The following is a 15,842-nucleotide window of genomic DNA, read 5'->3' as shown; positions in this document are numbered from 1 at the left end:
CATGCTCCGCCCCCGGCTCGATCAACAGAAACGTCCCCGCCTCCAGTTCCTCCGTCCGCCCGCCCATCTCGACCAGCAGCGTCCCCTCGGCCACGCACGCCAGATAGTGGTCCAGAATCACCCGCCGTCCCAGTCGATACCCAGCCGGACAACGCTGGTTCACCGCCACCCGAAAGTACGGATTGACGCTGCCGATCCCGTCAGCCATGCCCGCATCTTACCAACCCCTGTCCGCCGCGCCAACCGCCGCCCCCCGTTGCGAATAATGGAACGCTCGCCAACCAAATCCGTCATCCGCGCTAAAAGTTCGCAATCCGCGCTAAAGACTTATACGTATAAGTGCGGTAACGTTAATATATCCGTAATAAAAATATCATGTCATACCGTCGGCGCCGCTGGGTCAGGTGAGGGTGCCTTTTTTGAACCGGCCAGCACCGACTGCCAACGGTATGACCGGTTCCAGCTACATGGCTATCTCGGCTAGGGCGCGGGATAGCCATGTTTGCTTAGGACAACCCCGAACCTCCTGTGGAGAAACTCCCATGTCGCTTCCATTCGGTCTGAACTTCGGTCTGGGCGCCATTCCCATGCTCTCCGACGCCGAAACTCGTTCCATCTCAGCCGAGAACCCCGACGGTTCCAAAGGCGGCGGCGCCATGGCCGAACCCGCGTCCGGCGATCCCGGCCGGCGGCTCGGCAAGGGCTGGAAATCCCGGGCCTGCATGGCCGTCAAGGCCGGCGAAATCGCCGTCCTCGCCGACATCAAAGGGCCCGGCGTCATCCAGCACATCTGGATCGCCGTCGTCCCCGAGGCCCTGACCGGCTGCGTGCTGCGGATGTACTGGGACGACGAAAAGACTCCCTGCGTCGAGACGCCCTTGGGCGATTTCTTCTGCTGCGGCCACGGCATGCGGGCCAGGTTCGGCTCGATTCCCGTCGCTGTCAACCCCACCGGCGGCATGAATTGCTACTGGCCCATGCCGTTCCGCCAACGCGCGAAGATCACCGTCGAAAACCAATCCCACCAGGATGTGCCGCATTTCTTCTACCAGATCACTTACGCCCTGACCGACGTACCCGAACAGGCCGCCCTCTTACACGTCCAGCACCGCCGCAGCCTGACCACGCGGGAGCTTCCCGAACACACCATACTCGACGGCGTCACCGGCCGCGGCCACTACGTCGGCACCTACCTGGCCTGGACCCAGATGTCCAACGGTTGGTGGGGCGAGGGCGAGATCAAGTTCTTCATCGACGGCGACGACGAATACCCGACCATCTGCGGCACCGGTACCGAGGACTACTTCGGCGGCGCCTGGTGTTTCGGCGATACTTACGCCACGCCGTACCTGGGCTATCCGACGTGGGACAAAGGCGAAGGCAAGGTGCCGCGCCACGGCCTCTACCGCTGGCACATCCTCGACCCGATCCGATTCAAGCGGGATCTGAAGGTCACCATTCAGGCCCTCGGCTGGTGGCCCGATGGCACATTCCAGCCGTTGACCGACGACATCGCCAGCACCGCCTACTGGTACCAGACCCTCCCGCACGGGACGTTCCCCCAATTGCCGGAGATACACCAGCGGTTTCCACGATAAACGTAGACACCCGGTACAACTTGGCCTTCCAAGCGGCAGCAACCCCGCGCATCGCCTCTTTTCCCTTGAAACGCACCGCTTCTGCCGATAGTCTGCTTGGGTTATTTACCGACGACGGGTCGCCTCGACCCGCCGCAAACTCATGACCATTGACGGAACTCCACAGGAGCCGAAGAAGATGAACGATCCCAAACGCGACCAGCTCAAGTCCGCCCTCGCCTCCCTCGTCGCCGAACGCCAGTTCGCCGCCGAACGAATCCTCTCCGAAATCGAGTTCGCCGAAGGCCTCTGCGACCTCCACAAACCCCAGGCCGCCAGGTGGCGCAAGCTCATCGACCAGGCCTGCGAGACGGTTCGCAAGCCCATCGGGTCCGGCAACTTCGACGCCTTCGCCGACGCCATCGCCCGCGCCGAACGAATCCTCGCCCCCATCGGCGAGGTCGCCAAGCAGTACACCATCCACTGCGCCGGCCACGGCCACATCGATATGAACTGGATGTGGTCCTGGCCCGAGACCGTCGCCGTCACCAACGACACCTTCACCACCGTCCTGAAGCTCATGGACGAGTTCCCCGATTTCTGCTACACCCAAAGCCAGGCCTCGGTCTACCAGATCGCCCGCCAATACCACCCGGAGCTCTTCGAGCAGATCAAACAGCGGGTCGCCGAGGGCCGCTGGGAAGTCGCCGCCGTCCACTGGGTCGAGGGCGACAAGAACATCGCCGCCGGCGAAAGCCTCGCCCGACACCTGCTCTACACCCGCCGCTTCTTTCGCGAACACATGGGCCTCTCAGCCGCCGATATCCAACTCGATTGGGAACCGGACACCTTCGGCCACGCCGCCACCATCCCCTCGATCGTCTCCCGCGGCGGCGTCACCCGCTACTACATGTGCCGCGGCGGCGCGTTCGAAAAACCGCCCGTCTTCTGGTGGAAGGGGCCCGACGGCCGGCGAATCCTGGTCAACATCGAGACCGTCTGGTACAACAACCACATCGGCCCTCACAACGCCGCAACCATGCTGGCGTTCTGCAAAAAAACCGGCCTCAAGGATTCCCTCAACGTCTACGGCGTCGGCGACCACGGCGGCGGGCCCACCCGCAAGGACATCCTCTACGCCCGTGAGATGAACGCCTGGCCGATCTATCCCAACTTCAAGCTCAACACCACCCGCGACTACTACGCGACGCTCGAAAAGGGCGGCTCCAAGCTGCCGGTCTTCGAAGGCGAACTGAACTTCGAGTTCACCGGCTGCTACACCTCGCAGGCCTTGATCAAGCAGGCCAACCGCTACGGCGAAGCCCAGCTCATCGACGCCGAAATCGCCGGCTCGCTCGCCTGGACCGCCCTCGGCCGCGACTATCCCGAAGCCGACCTGCGCGAGGCGTGGATCAACGTCCTGTTCGGACACTTCCACGACATCCTGCCCGGCTCCGGCGTCGCCGCCACCCGCCACTACCAGCGAGGGCTCTACCAGAAAGCCGCCGCCACCGCGAGCATGGTCAAGACCAACTCGCTGCGGGCCATCGCCCGCCACGTGGACACCTCCTTCGCCGCCGGCGAAACCGCTCCGGTGCCGCCGTCGCTCGAGTCGATCGCGATGGGCGCCGGCGTCGGTCGCGGAACCTACGACGGCGGACTCTCCGTCGCCGGACACATCGCCGCCGGCCCTCGGCCGTTCGTCGTCTTCAATCCCACCGGCTCGGACCGCGACCAGGTGATTACTGTTTCCATCTGGGATGCCGGCGGCGAGGACATGCGAGACAAGGTCTTCCGCGTCCGCACGCCCGACGGCAAGACCATTCCCGCCCAGCGGGTCGGCCACGGCCACTACTGGGCCCACGAACACGTCGATCTGGCGTTGCCGGTCCGCGTCGGGCCGCTCGGCTATGCCGCGCTCGCCGTCGAGGAAGGCTCAGCCGAACTGCCCAAACCGCCGGTCAAGGCCCACCATCGCACCGTCGTCAACCGGCCCGACGTCATCGGCGACTGGGCCATCGAAAACGAATACCTGCTCGTCGAATTCGACCCGGTCACCGGCGGCATCGTCAAACTCATCGACAAAGCGTCCAAAACCGACCTGGCCGATCGCGACAACCCGCTGGGCCTGCTCGAATACGTCCTCGAACGGCCCGGCCCGATGTCCTCCTGGGTCATCCATCCGCCCCAAAAACGCATCTGCCCGATCGAGCTCCTCGCCTTCCAGCCGGTCCACCGCGGGCCGTATGTTGCCTCGTTCGAAGCCAAAGCGAAAGTCAACGACTCGACCATCACGCTGACCTGGTCCCTCAAAGCCGGCCAGCCGTGGCTCGAAGCCGCCATCAGCGCCTTCTGGCTCGAACGCGGCGGCCCGGACATCGGCACGCCCGCCCTGCGGTTCGTCATGCCGCTGGCCCTCGATAAGGCCAAAGCCTCCTACGAAATCCCGTTCGGCTCCATCGAACGCTCGCTGAACGCCGGCGAAGAGGTTCCCGCCCTCCGCTGGGCCGACGTGGTCGGCAGCCCCGCCGGCAAATCCGGCAAGACCGCCGCCGGCTGTGCCCTCCTGAACGACTGCAAGCACGGCCACTCGCTCGACGGCTCCACGCTGCGGCTGACCCTCATCCGCTCGTCCTACGAGCCCGATCCGCTGCCCGAAATCGCTGAGCATCAGATGCGACTCGCCGTCATGCCTCATGGCGGCAAGCTCGCCGCGTCCGATCTCGTACGCATCGGCGCCGCGTTCAACCATCCGCTCCTGCCCGTCGGAGCCGATGCCCACGACGGCCGTTTCCCCGCCGCCACCGACGGCGTCAAGCTCCAGCCGGACAACGTCGTCCTCTCCTCGATCAAGAAGGCCGACGGCGACGACGCCTTGGTCGTTCGCCTCTTCGAGACCGATGGCAAGCCCGCACAGGCCCGAATCGCCTTCGATCCGAAACTCTTCGGCAAGCCCGTGAAGGCCGTCCAAGTCGATTTCCTCGAAACCGCCGACGACGACTCCTCAGCCCGCGTGGTCCAGGGCGCAATCAACGTCAAACTCGCCCCGCACGCCATCGCGACGCTCAAGATCACCTTCAAGTAGGGGCGATGGACCGCGGATGACGGATTCGGCCCGGACGATCATCGGCGTCATCTCCGATACGCACGGCCTGCTCCGCCCGCGGGCCCTCGACGCCCTTCGCGGCGTCGAGCACGTCATCCACGCGGGCGACGTCGGTTCGCCCGACGTCCTGGCCGAGCTCCGGCGGATCGCTCCCGTCACCGCCGTTCGCGGCAATACCGACCGCGGCCCGTGGGCCGCCAACCTCCGCCCGCACGAACTGATCGAACTCGCCGGCCTGCGCATCTACCCCATCCACGACCTCGACCATATGGCACTCGACCCAGCCGAGTTGCGCCTCGACGTCGTCATCTACGGCCATTCCCACCGGCCCGCCGTCCAACGCAAAGGCAGCGTCCTCTACTTCAATCCCGGCAGCGCCGGACCCAAACGCTTCAAGCTGCCCATCACCGTCGGCATCCTGCGGATCGCCTCGCCCGATCAACCCTCAGCCGAAATCATCCACCTGCCCGAATAACAAGACTCCAACCCGCCACGCAGTTCCATGTGCAAAACGCCCGTCATTGCATGCGGCTTCCAGAAGGGGCGCCATCAGCTTTCCGTGATGCCTCCACATCTGGATCGCCGCGTCATTGTGTGTCGTCCCCGCGCAGACGGGAATCCAGACGGTAGGGTGTGTCTTCGCCCGCAAAAACACACGTTTTCTTTGCGACCTGGCGCGCCGTTGCCGTCAGCGTGCGACCTGGCTGTCCACCCTGACGCCACTCCGGTCGGCAATAGAGATAGCTCGCACCGCGACCTATGGCAATCACGATCTGCGGCGGTGTGACAGATCGCAAGAAGTGGTTCCTGCTCCCAAAAGCCGTCTCCTGTTCCACCCGCCCGAATGCCCCATTTTGTGGCAAACGCTACGCCGGCCGTACCGCCTACTTCCTCCGGTAGAACATCAACCGGCTCTCCCGCGGCCGGTCCATCCGCGTCTCCAGGCCCTCGGTCATCAGCTCTTCTCCGCCAAGCTCGACCACCTGCCCGGTGTCCACGTCCTCGAACGCGTATGTCGCCTTCGCCTCCAGACCCCTCAGCGGGAACCGCGCCGCCAGGAACGGGCTCTTCTCACGCCGGAACGCCACGAAAATCCCCTCGCCCAAATCCTCGCGGTGCATCTGGTACGCCATCCACAACTCCGCCGACACCGAGCACGCCGTCAGCGGATAGTAGTCGCCGAAGTAGTACGGAATCGCACGCCGCATCTCCGCCAGCCGCTCCCGGTGCCACGCCCACGGATAGTTCGGATCGATCGGATTCTTCTCGTACGAAAAAAGCGGAAATTGAATCCCCGTGCACATCGCGCTGCGGAAGTTGTACGTGTCGCCCGGACGCATCTGCGCGCCCGTCGTGCTGCACGGTACCCAGTGCGCCAACCCGTGCGTGTGCACCTGGCTCGCCGTCGTATCGAAGCTCGGCCAGCACTGAACGTCGCTTCGCCACAGCGGAATGCTCCGTCCGATCGTCTCCAGGTCGATCCGACGGCCGCCGCTCGCGCAGTTGTCGATGATCAGGCCCGGACACCGCGCCAGCAGCGCGTCCCAGAACTCATACAGCCCCTCGATGTGCCGAATCTCCGTCATCCCCACCCGGTCCGGCGCGTCGTTCGACCGCCAGAACGCCAGCGGGTCCATGTTGAAGTCCTGACGGTAACAGTCGACGCCGAACTCCTCGATCTTGCTCACGATCAGATCGGTGATCCACCGCCGGGCCTCGGGAATGCCCAAATTCAGCAGAACCGTCATCAGCTCCTTCTTCTCGCCCAGGAACCACTCCGGATGCTCCTGGGTCAACGGAGTGCCCCAAATCGCCCGTTCCGGCTCGAACCACAGCAGGAACTTCATCCCCGCGTCCTTCGCCGCGTCGCTCAGCGGACGCAGACCGTTCGGATGCGCAGCCGGATTCACCGACCAGTTCCCAACGTGCTTGTACCAGTCGCCCTCGAACTCATCCGGCGAGTAGCTGTCCGCCGGGCCGTACCAGCCCGCGTCGATCCAGTAGTAATCGTGATCCAGCCCGTGCTCCTTCATCACCGCGATCCGATCCAGGTGGCACGACGATTTCATCCCGCCCCACGTCGACGTCGTGATCGGAGCCGGAATCGTCCTGCCGTCCGGACGGTACGTGTGGTACTTCAAAATGAACTGCCGAAGCTCGTTGTGCCCGCGCATCGACTCGCCTTGCCAGTACAGAATCAGCATCCGCGGCGTCCGAATCTCCTCGCCCGGATGCAGCGTCAGGTGCGTCCGCTCCATGCCCGCCTCGACACGGACCAGGCAGCCGTCAAAACTGAACCGGCTTGCCCACTGACCCGTCCAGCCGACGCCCACGATCAGCCCTTCGTCCTTGCCCATCAGATTGAAAAACGGCAACACCGCCTGCGACGACCGCCCGCCGCCAGTAACGAACTCCCGCGCCTTGCCCGTCTCGATCGTCTCCTCGTTGAGGATGAAATCGTCGATCCGGCACAGCGAGCCCTGCGAATACCGCACCGTCGGCGCCGCGCCCATCGGCCACGTCACGTCCAAGCCACGGATGTCCTCCAATATCGGCGTGTCCTTCCCACCGCCGTTCCTGAACCGCCACACCCATTCCGCCGCCGCGAAATCGGCGAAATGCTTCATCTCCAGCACGCACTCCAGACCCGTCTCCGGATCCCGCCAACGCGTCTCGCACACCGTCACCCCGTCACCCGCCTCGCGAGTCTCAACCCGCTTCTCCCACGCGCCCAGCAGGTTCGCCGCCGGCTTCCCGCCGTACCGGAAATCCACCGGCGCGTCCTGATAGAGCCACTCAGCCGACGGACGACCCAACTCGATCACCGTCCCGTCCACCGTCTCCACCTTCGCGGCGCACCAGTTCGCGTGCGCGGCGTGCAGCACCCCGTTGACCTCCCGGACCTTCAGTACGAACTCCCGCGCCCCGTCCAACGCGACCTCCACCCGCGCCGGTGCGTCCGAGACCTTCAGCGGCCCGGCTGACCAGACCTTCTTGCCGCCCGCCTCCACCGAAAACGCCATCCGAATGTCGTTTACCCGCGTCAGCGCATTGTCGTCAATGCCCGCCACGGCTGAAAAACGTCGAATCGGAGCCGAACTCCGAACCACCAGCTCGCTGTCCGCGTGCGTCCCAAGCCCCGCGTCATATTCCTTGCCCGCCAGCCGAAGCGGGCCCGGCATGATCGACCGACCCCACTGCAGCGACCCGAACCCCTGCTTGCGGCATTCGATCCGCACGAACGGCTGTATCCGGCCCGCTCCCGTGACCGCTTTCGCCCATTTTTGCACCTTACTCAGCTCTTCCGCTCGCACTCTGGCCATCGTCCGTATCTCCGCTGATTTGTCATATCATCATATTGTTAACTGTTAACAATATGGATCCATGGATACCGGTTCCCGGCGACAAAGGCAAGAGTTTTCCGCGATGGTGCAAGGGACCGGCGAGGACTTTGAGGCAGGAGGTATATCACTCAAAGGCCATAACTATAAGTTAAGATTGAGGATTCCCCGGGCGATCCAACCGCTTGTCCGTAAAAAAAGCGGGGGGCAAGGCGGATGCCTTGCCCCTCCCATCGAAACACTGAGAAAAGAGGAGGTCTATGTCCTCTCGGAACTACAAATTATTAATGGCCCTTACTCAATCCAAGGCCGCTCACCGGGTTCGCCCATATACGGGTCCACCCACGTGATTTCCCGCAGCTCGTGCGGGACCAATGCCGCCGTCTCATCTTTTTGTACCACATGGCCAAGCAGTTCGTCAAGTTTTTTCAGGTGTTCTTTTTCCTCGATGTTCAACTGGCCCAGAATCCACTGGAATTCCGGCTCCTCGAATCGCGAAAGGCCCAGTTCGTAATGCCGCTGGGTGGCCAGTTCGCGTTGGCGGTGCTGGTCGAGCAGATCGGCGATCGACAGGCTGGTGGGCCGCGGGGGGATTTCGAGGTCGACCCGCGGCTCGCCGCCGAGGTCGACGATCCGCTTGACCAGTGCTTCTTCGTGCTGTTTTTCTTCGAGCAGCATCCGGTGGAGGGTTTCGCGCACGGGGCTTTCCGGCATGACGCGCAGGCAGCTCTGGAGTTCGCTGACCGTTCCGTGCTCCATTTTCAGGGCTTCGGTCAGGTACGCGATCATGTCGAACTTGCGCTCATTGGCCGCGACGATGCCCGACAGGGACCGCCGCAGGCTCTCGAGGCTTTCCCTGGTCGCTTGGAGCGACGCCGCCAGGGCCGGCTCATGGATGCCGTCCTTCTGGTACAACCGCTGGCATTGCCCGATCTGTTCGATGGCTTCATTCAACTGGCCGTCCAGTTTCCTGACCGCAAAGGCGAACCGCATGCGTTCCTCCATGTTAGTAGGCGTAGAGCTGCCCGTAGGGCCGGGCGCTGACGGGAATGATCTTGTGGTAGCGGCCGAAGTCCATGAGGTCCTCGTCGATCTGGAAGGTCGAACCGAAGTCCTCGAGCACGCTGCGCAGCCGGGCGGCGTCCTGGTCCTCCATCTCGAATCGCTTGACCTCCTTGCCGAGGTAGCTTTCCCGCAGGGCGCCGCGGATGTACATCACGCCGCCGTGCATCCCGGTCGCGCAGTAGTCGCCGACCACGCTCGCGCGTCCCTCGCCGCGCAGACCCAGCAGGACCAGGCACCCTCCGGCCTGGTACTCGCCGAAGAAGTCGCCCGCGCAGCCGCCGATCACCAGGGCCGGCTGCTTGTCCATGAATCCCTTCATGTGAATGCCCACGCGGTAGCCCACGTCGTCGCGGATGAAGACCTTTCCGCCGCGCATTCCGTAGCCGACCACGTCGCCGGCCAGACCGTGGACGATGACCTGACCGTCGTTCATGGTGTTACCCACGCCGTCCTGGGCGTTGCCGAAGACCTCGATTCGCGGGCCGGCCATGAAGGCCGCCATGTTCTCGCCCGGCACGCCCTCGACGGTGATCGTCACCTGCGGCGACTGGAGGCCGCCGCCGATGTACCGCTGGCCGGTCACGTTGAAGATGCGGATGGAGGTTTCGCCGCTGCGGATTGCCTCGCGCACCCGCTCGTTGAGCTGTCGATAGTATACGCCCCTGGCGTCGATGGTGATGGACATTGGTGGTTACTCCGCAATCGCCCTGACCGGGTCATCGTCCAGCCGCCGCACGATCGGGCGGCCCGCCTGCGGGGCCCAGACCCGATCCAGGTCCGGGCATATCTCGCGGATCGCCGCCTCTTCCGACGACATGTACGTCGTGTTCTTCCGGGTGCCGACCAGCAGCGGGCGGAGCTTGACGCGGTCGTTCAACCCGATCATCCCGTCGGACCAGGCCAGGAGAAACGCGAACGGCCCGTTCAGCGCCGCCGACGCGTAGACCATCCGCAGGTTGGTCTGGATGCGGCGCTCCTTTTCGTCCATCTCGTCGATGTCCTTCCAGAACGGCGGAGCGAAGACCGCGGCGGCCTGTTCGAAGCTCAGCTTGTGTCGGCGGACCAGCAGGTCCATCAGGTAGGCGACCACCTCGGTGTCGGTCTGGAGCGTGCACTTGTAGCCGAACATCTCCAGGTACCGGCGGTTGGTCCCGTAGCTGGAGATTTCGCCGTTGTGCACGATCGACCAGTCCAGCAGGGCGAACGGATGGGCCCCGCCCCACCAGCCGGGCGTGTTGGTCGGAAACCGGTTGTGCGCGGTCCAGATGTACCCTTCATACTCGTCCAGCCGGAAGAACTCGGAGAGGTCTTCCGGGAATCCGACGCCTTTGAAGACGCCCATGTTCTTGCCGCTTGAGATGATGTAGGCGTGCTGGGTCTGCGTGTTCACCTGCATCACCAGCGAGACCATGTAGTCGTCGTCGCCGTCGTCCGCGGGCCGATTGGCGGGCGGGCTGACGAAGTAGCGCTTGAAGTAGGGGTGGCTGCCGATCTTCTTGGTCTCGAAGATTGGAATTTCCTCGGCCTGGTGGATCTGCAGGCAGCCGTCCAGGAGGGTTTCCAGGTCGCGGGCGTCGCTTTTGGCGTCGTACATCACGTGGAGGGCGTAGAGGTCCTTCATCGACGGGTAGATGCCGTACGCTGCGAACCCGCCGCCCAAACCGTTGCCGCGGTCGCGCATGTTGCGCATCGCCCTGGTGATCAGCGACCCGTCCACCCGCCGTCCGTCGTGGTTGATCAGCCCGATCACACCGCACGCTGAGATATCCTTGCCGTAGCTTTCCGGTCGTCTGACAAATTGTTCGCGGCTCATCGCATCGTCTCCAACTTTCAGTCCTGCGGCCTATCAGGCCTCCTGCGGTTCGGGTCGCCGGACGGCGATCCGGCTTTGAGGCTTTTCGAACATTTCGCGGCGGATTTCCTCCGGCAGTGCCGCGGCGCCAAACTCGTCCGAGAGCAGCTTGGAGGTGAAGGCCGAGACATCCACCTTGTCCTCGATCAGCCTGCGGAAGACGCCCGCCCGGTCGATTGCCCGCACGAACAGGGTTCCGGTGATCCGGCCGTCCTCGAGCACGATCTTCTTGTAGACCCGCTTGTCCTCGTCGAGCAGGCTGACCACTTCCTGGCCGTCTTTTTCCCGCACGTAGCCGTAGCTGACCATCTGGAGGCGGCCGAACTGCAGGGCGTTGAGCGGGATTCCGCCGCGGTACTCGGCCTCCATGCCCGCCATGTTGTAGCCGGCGGTCAGTCCCTGTTCCGACGCCACCGGGATCGTCGCCAGCACCATCCGCGAGCCGCTGATCAGTTCCAGGCCCTGGGCGCAATCGCCCGCGGCGTAGACGTCTTCGAGATTCGTCTGCAGGTGCTCGTCGACCACGATGCCGCGGTCGATCACCAGGCCGCTGTCGCGCAGCCATCCGACGTTGGGCCGGACGCCCACCGCGATGACGAAGAGCTCCGCCTCGATCTCCTCGCCGCTGCGGAGCTTGACCGCCCGCAGGACGCCGTTTTCGCCGAGCAGGGCGGTCACGCTGTTGCCCGTGCGGAATTGCACGCCTTCCTCCTGCATCTCGGTCTGGAGCATCTCGGCGGCCAGGTCGTCGGTCGCCAGCGGCAGGACCTGGTTGGCCAGCTCGACCACCGTCACCTGCTTGCCGAGGTGGGCGAACGCCTCAGCCGCCTGCATGCCGATCAGCCCGGCGCCGAGGACCACCACGCGACGGGCCTCCTGGGCTCGGCGGGACAGTCCCGCGGCGTCCGCCATCCTCGTGAACCCGAAGACGCAGTCCTTGAACGCATCCAATCCCTCGATCCCAGGCGGAACGAACGGCGAGCCGCCGACGGCCAGCAGCAGCTTGTTGTAGACCATCTTCTCGCCGTCGACCACGATCTCGTGGCTCTCGGGCAGCAGCTTTTCGGCCCGCTGGCCGGAGAGGGCCGTCACGTCGAGCCGCGAGTGGAACGCCCGGTCGCGGAGGAACATCTTTGACTCGTCGACCACGCCGGCCAGGTACTCGTGGATCATCGCGCGGCTGTAGAGCCGCTCGGGCTCGTCGCCGATGAGCACGATCTCGCCCTGGCGGTCGATGCTGCGGATGGCTTCGATCGCGAAGGTTCCCGCGAAAGAGTTGCCGACAATCACGTATCGCATGGTCCGTTCTCCGTCTTGGGGCGGCGCTATCGCTCTTCGTACACCAGGGCCCTGGTGGGGCAGACCCGCACGCAGGCCGGTTCGTTGCGGTCGGGGCACAGGTCGCAGTGGTGGTTGATCCCGTTGTTCTCGACCTGCGGCACGTTTTGCCGGTCCACGTTCCGCGTGATCACGCCATACGGGCACGCCATGATGCACATCCAGCAGCCGACACATTTTTCCTCGTCGACGCACACCCGGCCGGTCGCGTCCTTGTAGAGCGAACCGTTCTTGCACGCGAGCACGCACGAAGGGACTTCGCAGTGTCGGCACATCGTCGAGATCACCCGGTAGCCGTCCTGGAGGACGCGGCAGCGCGACTTGGGGGCGGGCCGGCCCGCGTCCCTGGCCTCGGCTGGGTCCGGATACGGCGCCGACTCCCGCCAGTTGAACCGCTGGCCCTCGACGTGGTAGGCGCTGACCGGGTTTTTGGTCCGCGAATGCTCCGTCGTGCAGGCCACCTCGCACAGATGGCAGTTGATGCACCGTTCGGTAATGGCGTAAACCACCTTCATCGTCTATGCCTCCCCGGCGTGCTTGATGCCGAGTATCCGGGCCTCCTCATCGGTCATGCCCACCGCGCGCAGTTTGAGGCGGTTGCCGCGCAGCGACTCGAGCGAGTTGAGGCCCATCAGTCCGAGCATTTCCTTGATTTCGTGGGACCATGCGTGCAGGAGGTTCATGACCCGCTCGGCTGCCACGTCGGCGGGCAGCCTCGGCAGCAGGTCGGCCCGGTTGGTCGTGATTCCCCAGGAGCACTTTCCGCGATGGCACTGCTGGCAGAGCGTACAGCCGACGGACAGGAGCACCGCGGTGCCGATGTAGACGGCGTCGGCGCCCAGGGCGATCGCCTTGACGATGTCGGCTGAGCTTCGGAACCCGCCCGCGCCGATGATCGACGCGCAGTGGCGGATGCCTTCGTCGCGGAGTCGCTGATCGACGGCGGCGAGGGCGACCTCGACGGGGATTCCCACGTGGTCGCGGATGATGGCCGGGGCGGCGCCGGTGCCGCCGCGGAATCCGTCGACGACCACGATGTCGGCGCCGGCCCGGACGATTCCGCTGGCGATCGCCGCGACGTTGTGGACGGCGGCGATCTTTACCGAGACGGGGATGGTGTATTCGGTGGCTTCCTTGATCGCGTAGATCAGCAGCCGCAGGTCCTCGATGCTGTAGATGTCGTGCTGCGGGGCCGGGCTGATGGCGTCGGAGCCTTCGGGGATCATGCGGGTGCGCGAGATTTCGGCGGTGACTTTTTCGCCCGGCAGGTGGCCGCCGATGCCCGGCTTGGCCCCCTGGCCGATCTTAATTTCGGCGGCGGCGGCGGACCGCAGGTATTCGGCTGAGACGCCGAAACGTCCGGAGGCCACCTGCACGATCGCCCGCTTGCTGTATTGATGGAAATTGGGGTGAAGTCCGCCTTCACCCGTGTTGAAGTACGTTCCCAACTTGCCGGCTGCGATGGCCAGCCCATGTTGGAGGTTGTAGCTGATCGAGCCGAAGCTCATGGGGGCGAAGATGATCGGCAGGTCGCAGGCGATGTTGGGATACTCCTTGGCCTGGCCGTTGCCGCCCTTGGCTGGGTCGTAGCGTTCGGGCTTGCGGCCGATGAAGGTCCGCAGCTCCATCGGCTCGCGGAGCGGGTCGATGGACGGGTTGGTCACCTGCGAGGCGTCGATCACCATGCGATCGAAATAGGTGTTGTAGTACTGGTCGTTGCCCGAGCCGGTCAGCAGGACGCCGCCGGTGTCGGCTTGCTTATAGATGCCTCGGATGTGCTTTTCCTTCCAGTGCTCGTTGGCGCGGAAGCCGCTGCCGAACTGGCGGATCTGGATGCAGTTGGTGGGGCACATGGCCTCGCACCGCCGGCACATCACGCAGTTCTGATGGCGGTTGGTGACCTCGTTGGTCTGGGCGTCGTAAAACGTTGCCTCATAAGGACATTGGCGCACACACACCAGGCACCGGATGCAGCGGCTGGCGTCCCGCTCCACGAGGTATTGCGGCATACTGGCGAACACCTGATCGGACCGGAGGCTCTGGATCCCCAGATCCTGGCGATCCGCATCCCGGTCCGCGGGCGGCGCCGCGGTAGTATTACACTGCCTTATCATCGTGACCCACACCTCAATTTTGGCTAACTATTCATCGGCCATCTAAGTCTACTGGGCCACTCAATATTAGTCAAACGCAATGTATGAATACATAAAATAAGAGCAGCTAATTGATATGGCGGCGACGGCGGGCGATCGGCGGGGGACTTCGCGTAAGTAGTTGTTGCCCATGGTCTTGTGGTTGCGGTGGTTTTAGTGGGGTTTTCGCTTGTGGCCCGCCGCGGACTGGAGGTAGACTTTTTCTCTAATCATTTGGAATCTTCAGGAGCAGCAGAATGGGTAGGTATGACTCGGTGGAACTTGTCGGTTCGGCCCGCGATGAGGCCCTGGCCGGTTGCCGGGCCTGCATGGACGGCTGGCATATCAGGATGCCCGATGTAACGCCGCTGGTGCTTCACTTCGGGATCGGCGAGTTTGCGAAGATCGGGTTGATCGAGTATTGGATCGCCAACGAAACGGAACGAGGGTACTGTGGCAAGTTTCTGTTTCTTTTTGAGGGGCAGCGTTGTCCGTGCCACAAGCACGCGATGAAGCACGAGACGTTCTACGTTCTCAAGGGGCGGATCGAGATGCGTGTCGAGGATGAGCCGACGATCATGGGGCCGGGCGACCTGCTGGTCATGCCGCCGGGGAAGCGGCACACGTTTATCGCGTTGGAACCGGCTTTGATCATCGAGGCGTCGCAGCCGAGCATCCTTCGGGACAACTTTTTTGACGACCGTCGGATCGGCGAGGAGGGTGTGATCTGAGCGATCCCGGTGACGAGAGGCGGCCTGAAGGCGAACCGATCGTTCGGCGGCTGACGATGGACGATCTGCCGGCGCTGCTGCGGTTTTACCGAAGCCTGAGTCCGCTGGTGGTTCGGGCGTATCGGCCGTACGGGTATGACGTGACCGAGGCGGCGTTGCGCGATGGGCCGTTCAAGCGGTTGGCTGAGGGTGACGAATACGCGTTTGTGATCGCCGATGCGGCGGACGAGATCTTCGGCCACGCCTTTCTTTCGAGGGTGCGGTCGCAGGAGGCCCATTTCGGCATCGGGGTCCATCAGTCGCTTCTGGGCAGAGGATGGGGCAGGCGTCTGATGGGTGCGCTGATGGAGGGGTCGGAGCGGGACCTGGCGCTTCGGAGTATCGATCTGCGGGTGCTCAAGGACAACGTCGCGGCGAATCGCCTGTACGGGTCGTTCGGTTTTGAGAGGACGGGCGAGTTGACCGATGCCGCGGACGGGCTTGAGTATTACCTGATGGTCAAGCGTTGCGCAGCGACCTGAGAGGCTGGGGCTTTCAAGGCGGCTGCGGCTGGAAAGCGAGCGGAGCATGCGTATTACCGTCGAGCGTACGAGCTGCAATTTCGAGCGAGAGGCCCTGATCCGGCCGTTTGGGTTCAAGGGCGGGTATATGGGCGAGATGTGGCAGACGGCGGCGCGGCTGACGGGGGCGTCGGGTGAGT

The 15,842-nt window shown here is 64.1% G+C and carries 13 protein-coding genes; 5 read left to right on the top strand and 8 right to left on the bottom strand.

From position 1 onward, the window contains the following. Positions 1-208, bottom strand: a 208-nt coding sequence (locus tag GXY33_01040) for a cupin domain-containing protein (protein ID NLX03706.1), incomplete at its 3' end; no start/stop codon positions are given. A gap of 334 nt (positions 209-542) precedes the next feature. Here GXY33_01040 and GXY33_01035 point away from each other — a divergent pair. The 3 genes from GXY33_01035 (at position 543) to GXY33_01025 (ending at position 5,158) form a co-directional block, all read left to right on the top strand. Beyond that, entirely contained in the window at positions 543-1,598 is a 1,056-nt protein-coding gene (locus GXY33_01035) for a DUF2961 domain-containing protein (protein ID NLX03705.1), read from the top strand. 178 nt (positions 1,599-1,776) lie between these two features. Continuing rightward, the gene (locus GXY33_01030) at positions 1,777-4,662 is read left to right on the top strand and encodes an alpha-mannosidase (GenBank protein NLX03704.1); all 2,886 of its coding nucleotides are present in this window, start codon (positions 1,777-1,779) and stop codon (positions 4,660-4,662) included. Positions 4,663-4,678: 16 nt separating this feature from the next. Beyond that, positions 4,679-5,158 carry a metallophosphoesterase family protein gene (locus tag GXY33_01025; protein ID NLX03703.1) on the top strand — a complete coding sequence of 160 codons (480 nt, stop codon included), beginning with the start codon at positions 4,679-4,681 and terminating at the stop codon, positions 5,156-5,158. Positions 5,159-5,567: 409 nt separating this feature from the next. Here GXY33_01025 and GXY33_01020 read toward each other — a convergent pair whose 3' ends face one another. The 7 genes from GXY33_01020 to GXY33_00990 form a co-directional block, all read right to left on the bottom strand. Continuing rightward, positions 5,568-8,006, bottom strand: a complete 2,439-nt coding sequence (locus GXY33_01020; GenBank protein NLX03702.1) for a hypothetical protein — start codon at positions 8,004-8,006, stop codon at positions 5,568-5,570. A 312-nt stretch (positions 8,007-8,318) separates the two neighbouring features. Next, entirely contained in the window at positions 8,319-9,017 is a 699-nt protein-coding gene (locus GXY33_01015) for a ferritin-like domain-containing protein (GenBank protein NLX03701.1), read from the bottom strand. A 13-nt stretch (positions 9,018-9,030) separates the two neighbouring features. Then, positions 9,031-9,774, bottom strand: coding sequence for a hypothetical protein (locus GXY33_01010; protein ID NLX03700.1), 744 nt, complete (start codon positions 9,772-9,774; stop codon positions 9,031-9,033). A gap of 6 nt (positions 9,775-9,780) precedes the next feature. Continuing rightward, entirely contained in the window at positions 9,781-10,902 is a 1,122-nt protein-coding gene (locus GXY33_01005; GenBank protein NLX03699.1) for a glutamine amidotransferase family protein, read from the bottom strand. 33 nt (positions 10,903-10,935) lie between these two features. Then, positions 10,936-12,240 carry an NAD(P)/FAD-dependent oxidoreductase gene (locus GXY33_01000; protein ID NLX03698.1) on the bottom strand — a complete coding sequence of 435 codons (1,305 nt, stop codon included), beginning with the start codon at positions 12,238-12,240 and terminating at the stop codon, positions 10,936-10,938. 26 nt (positions 12,241-12,266) lie between these two features. Further along, positions 12,267-12,794: a 4Fe-4S dicluster domain-containing protein gene (locus tag GXY33_00995; GenBank protein ID NLX03697.1), complete on the bottom strand. Its 528-nt coding sequence runs from the start codon at positions 12,792-12,794 to the stop codon at positions 12,267-12,269. 3 nt (positions 12,795-12,797) lie between these two features. Continuing rightward, entirely contained in the window at positions 12,798-14,288 is a 1,491-nt protein-coding gene (locus GXY33_00990; GenBank protein NLX03696.1) for a 4Fe-4S binding protein, read from the bottom strand. A gap of 380 nt (positions 14,289-14,668) precedes the next feature. Between GXY33_00990 and GXY33_00985 the strand changes: the two genes are divergently transcribed. Together GXY33_00985 and GXY33_00980 are read left to right on the top strand one after the other, a co-directional pair. After that, positions 14,669-15,142 carry a cupin domain-containing protein gene (locus GXY33_00985; GenBank protein ID NLX03695.1) on the top strand — a complete coding sequence of 158 codons (474 nt, stop codon included), beginning with the start codon at positions 14,669-14,671 and terminating at the stop codon, positions 15,140-15,142. Positions 15,143-15,198: 56 nt separating this feature from the next. Then, positions 15,199-15,663 carry a GNAT family N-acetyltransferase gene (locus tag GXY33_00980; protein NLX03694.1) on the top strand — a complete coding sequence of 155 codons (465 nt, stop codon included), beginning with the start codon at positions 15,199-15,201 and terminating at the stop codon, positions 15,661-15,663. Positions 15,664-15,842: the final 179 nt, after the last annotated feature.

It is taken from the genome of Phycisphaerae bacterium (assembly GCA_012729815.1).
In the GTDB taxonomy this organism is placed as follows: domain Bacteria; phylum Planctomycetota; class Phycisphaerae; order JAAYCJ01; family JAAYCJ01; genus JAAYCJ01.
Note: the sequence above shows the minus strand (reverse complement) of the source record. Positions and strands in the feature narration are given on the sequence as shown.